Raw genomic sequence first — 16,459 nt, 5'->3', positions numbered from 1 at the left:
GGTGTTGCCCGCCATTATTGCTGTTGGTAGTGCCCGAACTCGTAGTTCATTTCGTTGTTGCGCATTTCTCCGAAGAAAAACCGACGAACATTGGCCTTAAGGTACGTTGCGCCCATTTTGAAAAAGCCATCTTGTTCAAGCCTACGTGGGTCAAACTGGAAACTGAGTGGTAAGAATCGAAAGCGCCATGTTTGCGCGGCTTTCTTAACGTAATGACAATCCTCACAAAGCACGATTGCTTCGTCGAACCCACCGATTTCGTTATGCGCTCTCTTCGTCGAGAAAATACACGCCCCAACAGCCGTAGGGAAAAAGAATTGCGTGGCAAACAACCCAGCATTGAATAGCCCATAACCTGCTTTGTATGCGGGAGTGAGTTGACGAGCACCCATAAAAACACCAGCGACTTCTAGCTTCTCTGATTCAAGCTTTTTAGCCGCGAGTTCAAGAAACTCACGATCAAGGCGCACATCAGCATCAAGAAACAAAAGACGTTCGTGTTTCGCAAGACTAGCGCCAGTATTACGACCAAGGCTGACACCGCGCTCTGTCATGGTATGCACAGTTAAGTCAGGCAAAGCGGCACGATATTTTTCAGCGACTCGCGTGGTGAGGTCTTCACTATTTGAATCGACAACGATCACCTCGAATTGTTGGTATGTTTGTGTAGAGAGATCGCTAAGTAGACGAGCGATACGTTTTTCTTCGTTTAGTGTAATGATGACAATGCTGATTGGTTTCATAGTAAGATCCTTTTCTTCGTTGATGCGAAGATACTAAACTCACAAACGTTAATTGTTGCTGAGGCAAAGGTTCATATTGCGTTCATAAAGCGCTTTTTTAGTCATTTTATTTCATGGACTTACAGCTTGTTTATGGGCTTGTAGCTAATATTTAGGCTTGAAGCTAATATATAGCCTTATGGCTAATGTCATGGGCACACAGCAATGGAGAAGCGGGAGCGTTTTGAGCCAAATAAAGTTGGCGCATTTGGGGCCGGTGAACGTAAAAAAGTCAAACCTTAGACTTGGAGGGCAAATCAATACAGTTTACGACACTACTTTTACGTACAATGATGCTGGCATAACACAGGGACAAGGAAAGGTATGTTTAAGCGAAGTGTAAAATGGTTGCTTCCCATTGGGATTATCGGCATAGCGGTAGCAGGGTATGCTGTGGTGCAGGAAACCAAGCCTGACATTGAGCCAGAAAAATCGGTGCAAACGAATGCGACCGTAAAGACCCAGGTACTCGCTGCGCAGTCGCATCAGATCCTTATCTCTAGTTTTGGTGAGGTCGTGCCACTTGAGCGTACTGCGCTTGCGACACAAGTGTCTGGAGAAGTGCTGAGTTGGCATCCAAACTTTGTTGCGGGTGGAGTCGTTAAACGTGGTGAAGTATTGTTTACCATCGAAAAAGACAACTATCAGGCTGCCGTTTTGCAAGCGCAAGCCCAGTTAGCTCAATCCCAAGCAACGCTGATTGAAGAGCGCGCAAAAGCCAAAGTCGCTGAACAACAAGCAAAGAAAATCAAAGATACACAAGTCTCTGATTTGTATCTCAGGATCCCCCAAGTGTTGAGTGCAGAAGCTGGAGTGAAATCGGCTCGCGCAGGGCTCAAACGTGCCAACCGTGACTTAGCAAATTGTGAAGTAGAAGCCCCTTACGATGCACTTGTCGTCTCACGAAATCTTGGCGTGGGCCAATATATTACCGCGGGTTCACAGGTGGCAGAACTGAACAACATCGAAAGTGCAGAGATAATGGTGCCCATCGCTGGATTTGATGCCCCGTTTTTGCCTAAAGATATTATTGGCATCGACGCCGTTGTTATCGCGAAAGGGCGAACTGAAACGAGGCGTCAAGGTCGGGTCGTTCGAGATCTTGGTGTTGTCGACAGCGCGACCCGTATGGTCAATATGGTGATTCGAGTGGATGATCCATATGGTTTAAAGTCTGCGGAGACACCGCTTCCATTTGGCTCTTATGTAGAGGTGCGTTTCAATGGAGAAATCGTACTGAATCTTTATCCTATCCCACAAGAGTTGGTGACGGATGACCGCGTTTGGCTTATTGATGAAGACAACCGCCTTGTCCCAAAGCCTGTGCATGTGTTGCGTGAAGAACAATCTAATTTTTACATTGATTCAGGGTTGGAAGACGGCGATATATTGGTGCTGACAGTCCCTGAATTCCCCCAAATAGGAATGCAAGTCACGCCAACGGATCGGGAATCCACCCTAGGGAGTCTCAATGAGTAACGCTCCTCAACGAGGCATTATCGCACTATTTGCACGAAATTCGGTTGCCGCAAATCTGCTGATGGGGTTCATTCTAATTATGGGCACGGTGAGTTATTTTTTGATTCAGCGGCAAATGTTCCCTAATTTTGAAATTAACTATATCCAAGTGACGGCTTCCTATCCTGGTGTTTCTGCTCAAGAAATCGAAGAGAGTATTCTCATCAAGGTGGAGGAGTCACTTAAAGATGTCACTGAAGTTAAGAAAGCGGTCACGGATGCTTATCGAGGTGGAGGCGTTGTCACGCTTGAGATTGATACCAAAGCAAATCTGATGGAAGTGCTGGATAAAGTGAAGCAAAGAGTTGATGGCGTCGCAAGCTTCCCTAAAGTAATGGAACCAATCAAGGTCACGCAGATAGAGTTTAAGCAAGATGTCATTGGTATGGTGCTGTCAGGAAACACCTCTTTGCCTGAGCTAAAAACCATGGCATTACAAATTGAAAAAGAACTGCTGCAACTTGGTGATGTGTCGCTGGTGGAGGTAAGCTCACCACCCGATGAGATTGGTATTGAAATCCACCCGGATGAATTGCGAACGTATGATTTGACCCTTGATGATGTTGTTACCGCGATTCAAAAATATTCTGCCAACTTTTCAGCCGGGCAGGTTCGAACCAGCACGGGATTGGTGTCTATTCGTATCGAAAACCAGTATTACAACGGCTTTGAGTTTCGCCAGATCCCGGTCAAGCTTGGCGCGAATGGCTCAAAGGTTTTACTGGGAGATATTGCCGTCATTAAAGATGAATTTACCGAAGGGCAGCACTATTTTAAGTATTCAGGTCAAAATGGTATCTACTTAACCGTAAAAGCCACCAAAACACAGAATATGGTCCCAGTGGCGAATACGGTTAAGAAGTTTATTGAAGCTAAAAATGCGCAATTGCCGCATGGTATTCAGTTGCATACATTAATGGATATGACGTATTACCTGAATGCGCGCCTAGACATGATGCTCAAGAACTTGCTTCAAGGCGCGGTATTGGTTGCGTTGCTACTCACTATATTTTTACGTTTTCGATTAGCCATGTGGGTCATGGTTGGTTTGCCGGTTTGCTTTTTGGGCGCTGTGATGTTGATGCCTCTTTTTGATGTCAGCATCAACATCATCACCTTGTTCGCTTTTATTATGGTACTGGGTATTGTCGTCGACGATGCCATCGTTATCGGAGAAAGTGTTTATACCGAAGTGGAAAAAGAAGGTGGAGGCGTGACTAATGTTGTGCGAGGTGCTCAGCGAGTCGCGACACCAGCTACCTTTGGTGTACTGACAACGATAGCGGTGTTTGTTCCCTTTCTCTTTTCTACCGGACCAGAAAAAGCCTTCTTCTATGGTTTGTCCATCGTGGTGATCTTTTGCTTAATCTTTAGTTTGATAGAGTCCAAGCTTATCTTGCCCGCGCATCTCGCTCACACCACCTTTACGCCGATTAAAGAAAACAGCTTGCGGGCTCGTTTCAATAAACAGTTCTTTCGTTTTGTTGATGGCCCGTATAAGCGTTGCGTTTCTTGGTGTGTGGAGTGGCGCTGGTCAGTCGTCGCAGGATTTATAGCCGTGTTAGTTATTAGCGTGTCGATGCTCACTGCGGGTCACGTACGAATGATCCCCAGCCCTAAGGTACCGTCTGATTTCCCTTTGATTAAAATTGAGATGAACAGCAATGTTTCTGATGATCAGACTATAAGCGCGTTACTGACACTTGAACGGATTGTGCAAGAGGTCAACGAGGATATTCGACAAGAATATGGGCAACCGGTTGTCCGCGATATGATGACGATTAACACCAGCCGTACCCAAGGAATGATTATCTTACCGCTGGTGGATGAAAGTGTTCGCCCCGTCGATGCGTTTGAGCTGTCGAAACGCTGGCGAGAGAAAATGCCGACCATTGTAGGATTAAAGTCTATTGTCATTAACGATAACGTGACAGGAGGTGAAGACGGCGATGAATTTGGTTATTTACTCTATGGGCCGGATATGGAAGTGCTTAACGCTGCGGGTCGAGCACTGATTTCACAACTTCAACTACAAACAGGGTTGTATGATATTAGTTCGTCGATGGACACGGGGAGCCGAGAAGTACAATTGTCGCTCAAACCTGTCGCGTACGACCTAGGTTTGGATTTAGCCACGATAGCGGGGCAAGTTGGTGGCAGTTTTTATGGTGGTGAAGCGCAGCGAATTTTACGTAATACCGAAGAAGTGCGGGTGATGGTGCGATATCCTAAATTAACGCGAGAAGCGTTTTCATCCTTACGCTACACATTAATTAATACCCCTGAAGGCAAAAAGGTCATGCTGGGTGATGTGGTCAACATCGTCAATAAACCTGGCATCAATCAAATTCGTCGTGAAAACGGCTACCGCACGGTCTATGTCTATGGGTCTATTGATGAATCGCAGATAGAACCGGATCAAGCGGTGAAGAATATTGAGGATAATGTCTTGCCGAAGGTACAGTCTCAATTTCCAAGTGTGGTGACTGAGCTCGGTGGCACAATTGAAGAGCAGCAAAAACAAAAAGCCGAACAAATCGTCTTCTTTATTGCAGGAATGATCACGGTTTACATTTTGCTTGCGATACCACTAAAAAGCTATGCACAGCCATTTATTATCATGTCAGTTATTCCGTTTAGCTTAACGGGGGCCATCTGGGGGCATTATTTTTATGGCCTAGATATGAGTATGATGTCGACGTTTGGCTTGATCGCCGCCGCCGGAGTGGTGATCAATGACTCATTGGTCATGACCGATTATGTCAATCAGATAAAGGCTCGCTGTGACTGCGCCAAACAAGCCGTCGTTGAAGCCGGTTGTGCGAGATTTAGGGCGATAACCCTCACTTCTATCACGACGTTTTTTGGCGTCTTGCCGATTATGTTTGAAACCAGCTTACAAGCGGCGTTTGTAAAACCGATGGCAGTGGCACTAGGGTTTGCGGTGATGTATGCCACCGTCGTGACCTTGATATTGGTGCCATGTTTATATGTGATGTTGGAGGATATTGGCAAGGTGGCTAAGAAATTGTGGCGCTTATATGTGCCAGTTAAGGGGCATCATTCGAGTTGAAGTCAGTAGACGATACATGAACGACGGCATTCTATTTTGTCGTCGTTAATGAGTTAGTAGAGCGACGCCCCTAATAAATGGTTATTTTAATAAGCCCATTAATACTATTGTATGACATATGTCACGGCTATCTCGATAGAAAAATTGTACACTTAACGTCCCCCAAAGCTAAAGAAAACATGACAAATGAACACAACCACCACATTAATTTACGACACGTTAACTCGTCTTGCTGATCATGCTCCAGAGCAGCATGCCCAAATTCGCCAGACATTATATGAACATCTAGAACTACCATTTTCCAAACAGTTGGCCTTGTACGCGAGTGTATTGGGTCCGATTAGTTCAGGGAAACTAGAAGGTCGCCACAATATAGATAAAGCGGTAGAGCTCGCCATCGAAGTTTTACAAGCGCCAAGTAAGTAGCCCCTAGGCCACTGACCATTGAGTTATTAAGCCGTTGACCAGGTAAGTAGCCAGAGTAGCAGGGCATTATGGCTTTAAAAGAAAGGCTCCGAAATATCGGGGCCTTTAATCGATTGATTGCTTGGCGAAGAATGGTCGAGGCTCACTATCATCACTTTCCTACATGCTTCTTTACACGGCAACCTCCCTCAATACTGTCACATAAACACTAGTAAATTTAGTGATAATGCTTAAAATGCGGGTTCATCTATTTGCTATCTAGAGTGACTTTCTTATGCTTCGTGATTACACATTTAATTGCCTCGTTACTATGCCGCGTCAAGAGCTTGAAGAGTTCAGTGTTCGAATGATCAGTAAGATGGTGCCAGAAGAAACGATGAGCGAACTGTTCACTTTCGAGCATGAAGAGGTCGATAGTGAAGAGCGAATGATGTCGGCACGACTGGATGCCACACTTCGGATGACGGCCATCGCATTAAGTGAAATTCAGCAAGCGTTTGATGACTCTGAAAACGCTAAACAAAACAGTGAACGAATGACTCGTTTAGTGCTTTGGCATTTTTATGCAATGTCATTTAATTTAGAGCAAGCTATTACCCTTGAAGTGCATTGTGAACAGGTAGAAAAGTTGCTGGCAAAACCGCCATTAGAGGCGTTTGGCTGGGTAAAGGCGCTGACTGAGTTATTGCACACCTATGCCAATATTAACGCTAAAGAAAACGCTAAAGACGTATGAACATCAAAAGAGATGCCATCATGTGAGTGAAAATTAAACAAAAAGTGGTCCGCATAATAGCGAGACCACTTTGAATGGTTAAAGATAAAATGGTGCTTCTAAGCGCTTAAACCATAGCCACTATTTTGCGTGCTTTCCCGCACGTTGTTGCGCTTTCAAGGCTTGTTTCTCTTTTTTACGCTGTTCTATCAAATGAGCGGCTTCACCACCTACATGGGTTTCGCCTCGAGCATTTGAGAGTTGGACTTGCTTTTCTCGTTCACGAAAACGTGCTTTTTGCTCGTCGCTGTGTTTATCGATACATTTAGGGCAGCTGACGCCTTTTTCGAAGTGTTCAGAGATTTGCTCTTCATTTGTGATAGGCAAACGACAAGCGTTGCAGACATCATAGCCGCTCTTTTCTAGCTGGTGGTTGACCGCAACACGCCCATCAAATACGTAGCAATCGCCTTCCCATAGGCTTTCTTCTTCCGGTACATCTTCTAAGTATTTAAGAATGCCGCCCTCTAGATGATAGACCTCATCAAACCCTTGTTCTTTCATGTAAGCGGTTGATTTTTCGCAGCGAATACCACCTGTGCAAAACATCGCCACTTTTTTATGTTTAGCGGGGTCTAGGTTGTCTGCAACGTATTGTGGGAACTCTCGGAATGTTTCTGTATTGGGGTTCACCGCATGTTTGAACGTTCCAATATCGACTTCATAGTCGTTACGAGTATCCACTAAAAGGACATCGGGATCGGAGATTAACGCGTTCCAATCACTTGGTTTAACATAGGTGCCAACGACATTAAGTGGGTCGATGCCCTCGACGCCCATGGTCACAATTTCTTTTTTTAGCTTCACCTTGGTGCGATTGAAAGGCTGTACGTCGTTAAATGATTCTTTGTAAACGACATCAGCAAGGCGGCAGTCTTGTTTGAACCATTGGAGTAGGGCATTGATAGCGTCGCGCTTTCCCGCAACCGTGCCATTGATCCCTTCACTTGCCAATAACAAGGTGCCGCGGATTTGATGCGTTTCTAGCAGTTCGGTCAGTGGTTGGCGGATGTCTTGGTAATCGTCAAGTGTGACGAATTTGTAGAGTGCGCATACAACATATTGAGACATGGTTTTTCCTTCTGCGAGCTGGAACGTAAATCCAGAGCGTATGGTTAATGATGTATTATGATCGCGCGAAGTATAGCTAAGCTAAGCGATGACAAAAACCAACCAAAGGTAGGGATATATAGCCATCATAAGTTCATGGCTATTGGTTAAATTAAAGGTGGACACGCTAGTAAAATGTACGGATTTTTTTAAGTTAACCTTATGATAAATATCGTAAAATTAAGTCACGTAATCACCATGTCCGACATCAGGCATCGATGTTAAATATACGAAAGAAACCTCAATGGGACCTAGAAAATAAGCGCAGAATCGTTGACTAGACGAATCGGCGCGTTAGTGGGATCGAAAGGCTAAAAGTGACAGCATTTATTAGCTGGATTGATAGTCAGTTATAGCCGACTATCAATCCGGAGCCCGTTGCTTAGAATGGGTGATCTACCATAATCCAGAAATTCGTGCTTTCTGAAGATTTGGCTAAATCGGCTCGGACAACAAGCCCGGCCATTAGTGCTCGAATTGAACCGCCACCATCATATTTTAGGTCGGTAAGCAACTCGTTAGCGGTATAAGAAGAGCCCACACGGCCTACTTCAACAAAACCCACGAGTTGTATCCAGTCGATGCGCAAGAAATTAAGCCAAGACACATCTTTCGCAGGGTTATACGCTAGCGTGTACCGGTATTCGGCAGAACCGTAGATAACGGCTTTATCGTGGAAGCGATTGTTGTCGTAGCCACGCATGCGAGTGAATCCACCAAGTGTTGCACCTTCGTTATAAGGTGCACCACCAGTCACTCGCTGCGTACCGTTTCCGGCATCTTCCACTTCCCAAGTCGGGGAGTAACCCGTCCAGAAGTTCATGGCGATGACTCGTTGCGATGCCCAATCGGATTTGCCTAGTGAGAAATATTTACTGAGGTCGAGTTCATGGAAGGACCATTGTTGTTTAGATTCAAACCAACCCCAATCATGTGATGTTGCTACATATTGTTTGCTACCAAATGAAGGGTTGGGCGCAAAGTCGGTATTGTCATATAACAACCCGAATTCCATTGCGTGAATGGTTCCGTCGCTCGTGCCATCAGAAAACTCAAACGATTGATAACGGTTAAATTGGCGCGCTACAAAGATGGTGGACCCACTTGTCATTGGGTTCCACTCTTTTCCGCCAGACGGCTCTGAAACGAGCAATCCGTTTCGGATTGAATAGTCGACCAAGCCATGGTCCTTGTTTGCACCAAGTGGAAGCACATATTCCATTTTGATATCAAACCAATTTGACGCGCCATCCGCTTCGAAATATTGTTGATTTGAGGAATCGTTGCTACCGGGAAGCGGCACGCCTGTAGGGTAGTAATCTCGACCTGTGGTATACGCTCGTTGTTGTGGGTAATAGCCCACCATACCATAAGCACTTAGAAACACTCGTTCAGTGCCGGGAATCATATAGTTCCATACCCCTCCGGCTGCTGCCCAACTAACATCACCGGCAAACACGGTACCACCGACGGTCATTTGGTCTTGGTATAAGCCTTTGACCATCCCCCCCACACCAACATTGAGTCCCATTGTTTCGGTACTAAAGAGGTAAGGCAATATCATCGATTCACGGACGCGATCGGGTGTTTCTAGTCTATCTACCCTTGATTTGACACTGGTTGGCGTTGCAGCTTGGCTCATAGGTGTTAGCAATGAGCAACCAAGCGCGGTGATGACACCTAAAATACGACGATATGTCATGCGACTTCCACTTCCTTGTATTCATTTTTATTGTTTTTAATCTTTATGATCACAGCCTACCGTTATTTTAGGATAGATAGAACAGTAAGTGATTATTTTGGCTAATTATTAGAGTGTTATTTATGACACAAAGCGTGGTTTGGAAGAGAGTTCGAATATTTAGCTTCTGGGTTTGGTTAATCGAATACCCGTATTAGTCGTCACGGAAAGAACGCCGTCCAATCATTTCAGGGTTCAGTTCGTGGGGCGCGCAGCTTAGCGTTGGCTATAGGTTTTATGTGTATGGGGTAGGGTAATCAATAAAAGGGTGCCGAGAAGGCACCCTTTTCGACGTTACAATTGAGTTTTCAAGTAACCGATCGCACCTAATATGGATGCGACTTGAGCATCATTACACTCATGCTCAGTGATTTTTGGGCTATCTGGGTAAACCTCGGTAGTCGTAGAATAAACGCAATCGGTCATGCCAGTACAAAGGCTCAGTTTTTTTAGCGGATAGTTAATGACGCCATGCTGAACGACCGGAGAACCAATGATTTTCCCTTCATGATCTGGCGGCGCAATGTGGGTGACCTTCTCTACCGATTGAATGATAGCGGCCTGGAAAGCCTCTGCCGGACTCTCTGTGTTACCCACGAGATAAAAGCCATCAGGGACACTATCTTCGAAATAATCTAAACCATCTCGTGCCGCCAATGCTGGCCGAAACTCACTTTCATCAGAGTCCGTGGTTTCGTGCAAATCGATATGAGCAAGAATAGGAACGTTCAGCTGTGCAACCATAGCCATCACGTTGGCTGATTCTTCAGCTGGCGAGTCTGGGTAAAATGAACGATTAGGGTCGATGGCATTTGGGTTCCAACGATTGATGGTTTCGTATCCCCAAGGACTTACGCAAGGAGCGATAACAATGTTGAACTCATCTTGAAATTGATGCGCATTTTCTTTAGCAAACTGCAGGGCACCGTGCACACCAGAGGTTTCGTAGCCGTGAACGCCACCGGTGATCAAAATAGTGGGCTTTGAAGGACACCAATTTTTAGTTTTCAATGCAAAAAGAGGAAAACGCTCTTCGTCGTACGATAAGGCGCCGTACTGAATGACATCTAATGCTGATCTAAGCGCTTCAATCTTCGGTAAAACGTCTTCTCTATAGGTGCGTTTTACGGCAGTGGTTTTTCGCCATTCAAGGACGTCCTGTTGTGTCCATTTTTGACCCGGAGTCCCAATGGGATACTGAAAACTATTATGCATCTTGCTGTTCTCTTTTGTGTGGTATGACAAAGCGAGGGTGATATCGTTAGGATAACGATGACATCGAAGAACAGCAAGAGCGTAGCGGTGAGGATTACGTAAGTATACGTGTAATCCTCACTCGTCAATGACGCCACGAAAGTGACGTTTACGCCATATCGTGATGATGAGAGTTTTCGATGGCGAGCATCAGTTTTTCTGAGAGGTTTGATTTTTGATTGGAGATAAAGTTAAACATAACGATACTCGCAGTACCGATTGTGGTGACCTTACCTTGTTTTTTACTCACAATTTGATATTCCATCTTAAAGCGATCGGCGCCAACATCGGTGATACGTGAACCAACTAATAGCGTGTCGGGGTAGGTGACCGGAAGTTTGTAACGGCAATAGGTATCTCCTAGCACTGGGCCTATGTTAGTGACCGCCATGTCTTCCATGATGCTTAAGTGACGAAAATAATCTAAGCGAGCGGTTTCAAAGTAACGAAAGTAAACGGCGTTGTTAACGTGGTTTAGCGCGTCCATCTCCCCCCAAGCAACAGGGATTTCAGTGATGACAGGGTAATCTTTGAGTAACTCTTCCATGATAGCGGTACCTTTGTGAATTGAATTTTTACTCTAATCATCAATTAACAAACCTGCAACAAGCAACCGCTCGAAATGTGTACTCAATATGGGGAGCCAAGAGGGCAATACGGTGAGTTACTTAACCGGCAGTGCGGAAAGACATTGACGGCACAAGCATAATTTAGACGTCGTGAGCGATGACGTGTCTCGCTTATCTATTTCAAAGCACCAACAGCTTTCATTGCCAGCCGCGATTTCACAAAATGCTGGCGCGCCACACTGCTCACAGACGTGTGTAGAATCTGTACCGGAGATCTGATTCATCTTGGTTTGGCGATCGGTATTCGACAGGTGTCGCCAATCAGACAACTCGTTTAGAGTGCGATGACAGCCACTACAGATCCCTGCATTGTTTTTGCAGGCGGCGCGGCAGGGCGTATAAACCGATACTTGCGCGTTATTTGTTTTGTCTGTCATTGCTTATTGTGCCTTATCATTTGCAACAAAGGTGGATAAAAAAACACCCAAATTATAACTTGTGTGCGGTGTGACGATAAAATAAACGCCCCAAATAGGGGCGTTGGATTCAATGTTCGCTAAGTAATGTTTATTTTACTTTCCACACAATTTGCTCACCGGCACGAATTGGTACAACAATATCATTGCCAAATGGCATCGTTGCGGGTACGTCCCAAGCGGATTTTTCTAGCGTGATAGTGTCGGTGTTACGAGGAAGATTATAGAAGTCAGGCCCGTTATGGCTGGCAAATGCTTCTAGATTTTCAAGCTTACCTTCTTGCTCAAAAACTTCAGCGTAGAGCTCAACTGACGCATGTGCAGTGTAAGACCCCGCGCAACCGCAAGCCGCTTCTTTTGCGCCTTTTGAGTGCGGCGCTGAATCAGTCCCAAGGAAGAACTTTTTACTACCACTAGTAGCGGCTTCAACGAGCGCTTGTTGGTGTGAACCGCGCTTTAAGATAGGTAGGCAATAGAAGTGAGGCTTAATGCCGCCAACTAACATATGGTTGCGGTTATACAACAAATGGTGTGCAGTAATTGTTGCAGCCACATTGTCGTTGGCCTGTTTAACAAAGTTTGCAGCGTCGGCGGTAGTAATATGTTCTAAAACAATTTTTAGATTTGGGAAGTCATTGACGATCGGTGCTAAGACGGTATCAAGAAATTCTTTCTCACGGTCAAAAATATCGACGTCATGCGTGGTGACTTCACCATGAACAAGCAGCAACATGCCCACTTCTTCCATCGCTTCTAACGTGGTGTAAACATTCTTAGCCGATGTGACCCCTGAGTCTGAGTTTGTTGTTGCACCTGCTGGGTACAGCTTAGCGGCAACAATACCTGCCGCCTTTGCTTTGCGAATTTCTTCTGGAGACGTCTTGTCTGTTAGGTACAGCGCCATGAGAGGTTCAAACTGCTCGGAAGGCTGTTCCGCCATGATGCGAGTTTTGTACGCCAGCGCCATGTCGGTGTCAGTGACGGGTGGGATGGTATTTGGCATGATAAGTGCGCGGCCGTTGTAGCGGCTAATATCGCGAACGGTGTCTTTCAATACTTCGCCATCGCGAAGGTGAACGTGCCAGTCATCAGGACGAGTAATAGTCAATGTAGTCATTTCGGCTCCCACCAAGGTTAAATTCTTCTTGAAACGGAGCCTAAACGTGGCGTGAAAATGTGAAAGCAAACGCTTACGTTTAGGCGACAGGATGATAGTGGAATTCGGCACACATTTCACTAAGTTTCTGGGACTGAGCGAGAAAAGACGATAATATCGCTGTCAAAATACAACGACGAAAGGAAGAAATCGTGACTGATTCTGCTCAGCTCTCTCAAATTAATATTTACCCTGCTAAGTCTGTAGGGGGCATTGCTTTGTCATCATCATGGGTGGAATTGCAGGGGTTAAGCTTTGACCGCCGATTTATGGTCGCTTTGGCTGACGGCAGTATGGTGACAGCCAGAAAGCACCCTAACATGGTTAAGGTTTCTTCGAGTATTATCCCATCGGGTCTTGTGTTTACTTATCCTGGCCAGCCAGCGTTAAAACTAGAGTACGCTGGATTCAAAAAACAAGAAGCCTCCGCTCAGGTATGGAATGATAGATTTACGGCCTACACCACTACTGACGAAGCCGATGATTGGTTTAGTCGTGTATTGGGTCAGCGTGTTGAACTCTTGTTCACTGGTGAGCAATCGAACCGTCATCGTGAAAAAATAGGTCACAACGTGAGCTTTGCCGATGGTTATCCTTTGCTGATGATCAGTACTGGATCATTAGAGGCATTGAATAGGCGCAGCCCTGAAACCCATAGCATGGAGCAGTTTCGAACCAATCTAGTGATTCAATCGGACGAAGCGTTTATCGAGGATTCATGGAAACGAATCAAGATTGGTGAGGTCGAGTTTGAGGTAGTCAAACCTTGTGAGCGCTGCGTGTTGACGACGGTTGATGTCAATAAAGGCGAGTTTAGAGCTAGCAAAGAGCCATTAATGACGTTTTCTCGCTTTCGAGCAAATGAAAGAGGCGGCGTATTTTTTGGTCAAAACTTAGTCGCTAAGAACGAAGGCATGATTCATGTCGACGACGTAATTGAAGTGCTGGAATATAAAGAAAAAGAAGTTTACCCCGATTTGGATATCCATAAGCAAACCTTTGTCTGCGTGGAAAGAGAGCATGTTGCCAAAAACTTTGAGACCTTTTGGCTAGAGCCTCAAAAAGGGGAGATGCCGAGCTATAAAGCAGGTCAACACTTGCCGATAGAGCTCGTTATCGACGGATGCGTTGTGAAGCGCTTATATACATTATCTTCATCGCCTAGCAGACCAGGACGGCTCTCGATTTCAGTTAAACGTCTGGATAGTGGCGAGGTGTCCAACTGGTTGTTTGAACATTTTCAAGTGGGTGATACGTTAGTCGCTGATGCGCCAAATGGAGATTTTCACCTTAAGTTGGATTCTCATGAACCGTTATTGCTGCTGTCGGCTGGAAGCGGAGTGACGCCAATGATGTCAATGCTGCGTGACTTATCCGACAGAGATAGGGTAGGAGACATTGTTTTCTATCATCAATGTTCAACGCCAGAAGATATTCCTTTCAAAGGCGAGCTTGATGCGCTCATGGCCAAGCACCCTTCACTGGTCATCAAGTTAGCACTAACGCAGCCAGGAAGGCATTGGGAGGGTTTGACCGGGCGTATAAGTGTCGGCCAATTGGCGTCAATTTCTGATTTACAAACTAGACAAGCTTTTGTCTGTGGCCCCGACGGTTTTATGACATCGGCGAAGACCTTATTGACGTCGTTGGGGTTGCCCGTGACGCATTACCATCAAGAAGCGTTTGGTGTGAGTTCAGCGGTCGACGGAACTAAAAAAACGCTGCAGGTTTCGATTGATGGGCAAGAGTTCATGGGAACGAACCAAGCCAATTTATTGGAGCAAGCGGAAAATGCTGGCGTGACGGTACCATATTCGTGCCGTGCAGGGTTCTGTGGCGCTTGTAAGGTGACAGTGGAAAGTGGTTCGGTGCATCAACCTGACGTACCCGCAATACAAGACAGCGAAGTCGCAGAGGGTAAGGCTTTAGCATGTTGCGCGATTCCACAAACCGATGTTGTGTTATCGACACGTTAATTTGACGAGGTCAGTTTAAGTATGAGTGTTGTCCTGTAATCTCGGTGAAGTTAGCCCGGTAAATGGATATAAAAAGGGAAGTGATTACACTTCCCTTTTGACGTTAATTGCTTGTGGTAACGACCGTTTCTGTCATTGGGTTAACGATAACAGTTTCAGTGTTGACCGTAGGCCGGTCTATTTTTCAGACTCAATTAAGTGTTTGTGTAACACGTCTTTAAGCACAGCCCGTTCGTGTTTGAGTTGGTGCATTGCGGCGTCATCGATAGGCGCCCCATTAAGTTCTAATACGCGAATTTCCTTGTCTAGAGCATCGTACTTTTTTGTCGTGGATGCAAAAGGTTCATCGGTTTTGATTAGTTGTACAATGGTTTCGTGATGGTCTGGAAATTCTTTTAGAAGAGAATGGTTTTCACCTAACATAGCTATCCCTTTTTATTGTTCGATTCAGGCTTTAAACGACCGCTATTACGTGTAAGTTGCCATGGCATAGATTACATAGATGACTTACACGGTAGCTTACTATAAACATGGCACAAGACTGTCGTTACGCAATGTTACTTAACACGAATGCGCTTGTTTATTGAGCTACATCACGATGCATTTTATTGCTAGGTAAAGATGACGGGTAGGGTAGGTTTGGTGAGAGGGTAGTAAAGCCAACGAGAACACGCTCATTGGCTTTAAATGAAATACTTTAATCGTAGATCGTTGGAATGGGTTCACGTTTGTGTTGTGTTGCTTTGTAGATCGCAACCAGTCGATCGGAGACATCCTGTGAGACGGCTTTACCTTCTAAGAAATCATCGATTTGGTCATAAGATAAATTCAATGCATCTTCATCGGCTTTTTGCGGCGCAAGTTCTTCCAAGTCGGCAGTGGGCACCTTTTTCACGAGAAGTTCTGGCGCACCTAAACTCGCGGCTACCTCACGAACTTGGCGTTTACTTAGCCCAAATAATGGTGCCATATCACAAGCGCCATCGCCAAACTTTGTATAGAAACCAGTGATGTTCTCTGCGGAATGGTCGGTCCCCAGAACGAGGCCACCTACATACCCTGCGACTTCGTATTGTGCAGCCATACGAGCGCGCGCTTTCACATTGCCTTTTACGAAGTCAATTTTAGCGCGATCGGTTGGAAGTAGACCTGTTCCTTCTAGTGCAATGTGCGACGCGGCGTGAAGTCCATCAACCCCGGCTTTAATATTCACAGAAATAGAATGTGTTGGTTCGATGAAAGAAAGCGCAAGTTGAGCCTCATCCTCATCTTGTTGTTCGCCGTAAGGTAAGCGCACTGCGATAAATTGATAATCTGCAGAGTTTGCTTGTTGGTTTAATGCATTGATTGCAAGTTGAGCCAATCTGCCGCATGTGGTTGAATCAACACCGCCGCTGATACCAAGAACCAGTGACTTACAGCCAGAGCTGAGTAGTTTAGCTTTAATAAATTCGACGCGACGTTCTATTTCGAATTGAGGGTCAATAGACGGCAGCACACGCATTTCGTCACGAATAAGTTGTTCCATTAGATTTCCTTTTCCTGCAAGCAAATTGAATTGTTTCTATGATACCTACGAAAACTAATGAAAAAAAGTTACAGT

14 protein-coding genes are annotated in these 16,459 nt (G+C 45.4%); 5 read left to right on the top strand and 9 right to left on the bottom strand.

What is annotated here, in order from left to right; genetic code table 11:
- Positions 1-14: 14 nt before the first annotated feature.
- The gene (locus ACE1OE_RS01100; protein WP_372062096.1) at positions 15-743 is read right to left on the bottom strand and encodes a glycosyltransferase family 2 protein; all 729 of its coding nucleotides are present in this window, start codon (positions 741-743) and stop codon (positions 15-17) included.
- Between the two features lie 363 nt (positions 744-1,106).
- Here ACE1OE_RS01100 and ACE1OE_RS01095 point away from each other — a divergent pair, with 363 nt between their 5' ends.
- The 4 genes from ACE1OE_RS01095 to ACE1OE_RS01080 all read left to right on the top strand — a co-directional run bounded on the left by ACE1OE_RS01095 (position 1,107) and on the right by ACE1OE_RS01080 (position 6,535).
- Positions 1,107-2,261, top strand: a complete 1,155-nt coding sequence (locus ACE1OE_RS01095) for an efflux RND transporter periplasmic adaptor subunit (protein WP_449209791.1) — start codon at positions 1,107-1,109, stop codon at positions 2,259-2,261.
- Positions 2,254-5,373 (top strand): efflux RND transporter permease subunit, encoded by a 3,120-nt coding sequence (locus ACE1OE_RS01090; RefSeq protein WP_449209790.1) that lies wholly within the window; start codon positions 2,254-2,256, stop codon positions 5,371-5,373. The genes ACE1OE_RS01095 and ACE1OE_RS01090 overlap by 8 nt, the downstream gene beginning before the upstream one ends.
- 186 nt (positions 5,374-5,559) lie before the next feature.
- On the top strand, positions 5,560-5,799 hold the full coding sequence (locus tag ACE1OE_RS01085) for a PAS factor family protein (RefSeq protein WP_102469465.1): 240 nt from the start codon (positions 5,560-5,562) through the stop codon (positions 5,797-5,799).
- A gap of 274 nt (positions 5,800-6,073) precedes the next feature.
- The gene (locus tag ACE1OE_RS01080) at positions 6,074-6,535 is read left to right on the top strand and encodes an exoribonuclease R (RefSeq protein WP_449209789.1); all 462 of its coding nucleotides are present in this window, start codon (positions 6,074-6,076) and stop codon (positions 6,533-6,535) included.
- A 120-nt stretch (positions 6,536-6,655) separates the two neighbouring features.
- Here ACE1OE_RS01080 and trhO read toward each other — a convergent pair whose 3' ends face one another.
- The 6 genes from trhO to pyrC all read right to left on the bottom strand — a co-directional run bounded on the left by trhO (position 6,656) and on the right by pyrC (position 12,841).
- Entirely contained in the window at positions 6,656-7,645 is a 990-nt protein-coding gene (gene trhO / locus ACE1OE_RS01075; protein WP_449209788.1) for an oxygen-dependent tRNA uridine(34) hydroxylase TrhO, read from the bottom strand.
- A 421-nt stretch (positions 7,646-8,066) separates the two neighbouring features.
- Positions 8,067-9,386, bottom strand: a complete 1,320-nt coding sequence (locus tag ACE1OE_RS01070) for a BamA/TamA family outer membrane protein (RefSeq protein WP_449209787.1) — start codon at positions 9,384-9,386, stop codon at positions 8,067-8,069.
- Positions 9,387-9,719: 333 nt separating this feature from the next.
- Positions 9,720-10,640, bottom strand: a complete 921-nt coding sequence (locus ACE1OE_RS01065; RefSeq protein WP_449209786.1) for a M14 family metallopeptidase — start codon at positions 10,638-10,640, stop codon at positions 9,720-9,722.
- Between the two features lie 148 nt (positions 10,641-10,788).
- Positions 10,789-11,226 (bottom strand): acyl-CoA thioesterase, encoded by a 438-nt coding sequence (locus tag ACE1OE_RS01060; RefSeq protein ID WP_449209785.1) that lies wholly within the window; start codon positions 11,224-11,226, stop codon positions 10,789-10,791.
- Between the two features lie 117 nt (positions 11,227-11,343).
- The gene (locus ACE1OE_RS01055) at positions 11,344-11,685 is read right to left on the bottom strand and encodes a DUF1289 domain-containing protein (protein WP_102469460.1); all 342 of its coding nucleotides are present in this window, start codon (positions 11,683-11,685) and stop codon (positions 11,344-11,346) included.
- A 130-nt stretch (positions 11,686-11,815) separates the two neighbouring features.
- Complete coding sequence (pyrC, locus tag ACE1OE_RS01050) at positions 11,816-12,841, bottom strand: dihydroorotase (protein ID WP_372062087.1); 1,026 nt, start codon at positions 12,839-12,841, stop codon at positions 11,816-11,818.
- Positions 12,842-13,008: 167 nt separating this feature from the next.
- Here pyrC and ACE1OE_RS01045 point away from each other — a divergent pair, with 167 nt between their 5' ends.
- The gene (locus ACE1OE_RS01045; RefSeq protein WP_449210096.1) at positions 13,009-14,856 is read left to right on the top strand and encodes an MOSC N-terminal beta barrel domain-containing protein; all 1,848 of its coding nucleotides are present in this window, start codon (positions 13,009-13,011) and stop codon (positions 14,854-14,856) included.
- A 177-nt stretch (positions 14,857-15,033) separates the two neighbouring features.
- Here the strand turns inward: ACE1OE_RS01045 and ACE1OE_RS01040 are convergent, their stop codons facing one another.
- Positions 15,034-15,279: a YdcH family protein gene (locus tag ACE1OE_RS01040; RefSeq protein WP_449209784.1), complete on the bottom strand. Its 246-nt coding sequence runs from the start codon at positions 15,277-15,279 to the stop codon at positions 15,034-15,036.
- A gap of 274 nt (positions 15,280-15,553) precedes the next feature.
- Positions 15,554-16,384, bottom strand: coding sequence for an ammonia-dependent NAD(+) synthetase (gene nadE / locus ACE1OE_RS01035; RefSeq protein WP_102469456.1), 831 nt, complete (start codon positions 16,382-16,384; stop codon positions 15,554-15,556).
- Between the last annotated feature and the right edge of the window lie 75 nt (positions 16,385-16,459).

Source organism: Vibrio sp. E150_011 (assembly GCF_053544015.1).
This window is presented reverse-complemented; position numbering and strand designations above follow the sequence as displayed.